1 protein-coding gene and 1 pseudogene are annotated in these 1,186 nt (G+C 41.1%); both read right to left on the bottom strand.

The window, feature by feature from the left end; genetic code table 11:
* The coding region (locus Q0340_RS05985; protein ID WP_298082549.1) for a DUF3137 domain-containing protein at window positions 1-927 on the bottom strand (927 nt) is incomplete at its 3' end.
* A 77-nt stretch (window positions 928-1,004) separates the two neighbouring features.
* Window positions 1,005-1,186: pseudogene (locus tag Q0340_RS05980) on the bottom strand (1-deoxy-D-xylulose-5-phosphate reductoisomerase); the annotation flags it as partial.

Here is a 1,186-nt window from a genome sequence, read left to right as displayed (position 1 = left end):
CAGCTTTAGAATTTTTACGATTTGCAGCATCGCGTCCAGATCGATTTGTATCTTGCTTGCAAGCTTGTCGCCTCGTATCGGCTTACTTAGATCGGGCTCAAAGCTATCGTATAGACGAGGTATTTTTATATAAATTTTGTTTTTTCTGAAGCTAAGTTCAATGTATGATTTCGTAAGCATTTTTAAAAATAAAATTTTCTCCATCAGCGCCGGCGTTAGCACATACGCTGCGGCGACCGCGTCTTTTGTATATACCGCAAAAGATCTATTAAATTTCGCGTTATCCATATTGCAAAATTTTGCACCGCTTTCCAAGACGCCGTGCGATAGCTTTATTTGTCTTGGAAGAATAAAAACGTCGGATCTGATCTTTTTATGAAAATCTGCCGCGAAAAAAAGACCTTGAAATATCTCCATCTCCTTTTTTTCATAAGTCAAAGTAAAAAAGCTATCATCTATAGTCTCTTTAGACATCCAAATATCGCAGAAGCTAAAGTCCACGCCGTCTATGTTTCCGTATATCAAATCATCTCCGCCGGAATTTGCATATTGATTAAAAAGCCCGCTTTGCAGGATATCTTGCTCTTGAGTTACGGCGCCAAATCTGTTGTATTTATATCCTAGACTTTCGATGTATGGCATTATATAGAGGGCTTTGTATTGTAGCGCAAATTCTCGCGTTTTGACTTTGTAGGTTTTTTCGTAAAATAGCTTATAAGTAAAATATAGCGCTATGCCCAGACCAAATAAAAGATACGGCATCCCCAAAGGCGTACCCTCTTCGCTAGCCATATACCTCATTAGGAAAACCGCAGGGATAAATATCGCACAGGCTTTAAGCAGGCTTATTATTTTCCATTTTATGCGGCTTTGCAGTAGCTTGCGGCGCTCTTTTTCCAAATTTACGATAGTTTGTATGTCCAGCAATTTTCGATCCTAAATTTCACCGCTTGTGGTAAGATAGCTCAAATTTAACCTCTAAATTTAGGCAGGCAAAGCTAGGCTTAAAGCTTGCCGTCAAATTTCAACAGTTCGTTTGCATACGCTCGCACGCTCGCATCCACCGCTACAAGCGCATCCGGATCCGTTACGCTAGGCGAGTTAAATTTCTCCACGCACTTTAACACGACACGCGCAATGTCGGTGAAGCGGCACCGCTGCTGCAAAAACGCATTTACGCCCGCTT

Origin of the sequence: uncultured Campylobacter sp. (assembly GCF_938045595.1) — a bacterium.
Classification (GTDB): Bacteria; Campylobacterota; Campylobacteria; order Campylobacterales; family Campylobacteraceae; genus Campylobacter_B.
This window is presented reverse-complemented; position numbering and strand designations above follow the sequence as displayed.